Below are 402 nucleotides of genomic sequence, written 5' to 3' on the forward strand. Positions count from 1 at the left end.
CGTCACTGCCCGGCCTTCGCCTTGATCTCGTCGAAGATCGCGATCACGTCCTGCGTCGCGGTCGTCATCTGGCTGTAGACGAGCTTCGACATCCGCTCGTCGTCGATGAAGATCAGGTCGGGGCGCTCGACGCCCGCCGCGGTCGCTGCCTCCTCGATGCCCTCGACGCCGGTGTTGTAGCCGATGTACGTCAGCTCCTTCAGCGACGCCTCGGGGTCGAGCACGTAGTCGATGAAGGCGTACGCGGCGTCCTCGTTCTCGGCGCCCTCGACGATCGCCCAGTTGTCCTGCCAGAGGTTCGCGCCCTCCGACGGCCAGACGAAGCGGTAGCGCTCCGGGTCGGGGTTGCTCAGGATGCCGAGCCGCGCATCGCCGTTCCACGCGTGCATCAGCGTGCGCGCC

1 protein-coding gene is annotated in these 402 nt (G+C 67.4%); it reads right to left on the reverse strand.

Features of this window, described 5'->3' with window-relative positions; all coding sequences use genetic code 11:
- Window positions 1–2: 2 nt before the first annotated feature.
- A partial coding sequence (locus tag ASG67_RS14120) for an extracellular solute-binding protein (RefSeq protein WP_156460838.1) occupies window positions 3–402 on the reverse strand: 400 nt, incomplete at its 5' end.

It is taken from the genome of Sphingomonas sp. Leaf339, from assembly GCF_001426195.1.
Lineage (GTDB): Bacteria > Pseudomonadota > Alphaproteobacteria > Sphingomonadales > Sphingomonadaceae > Sphingomonas.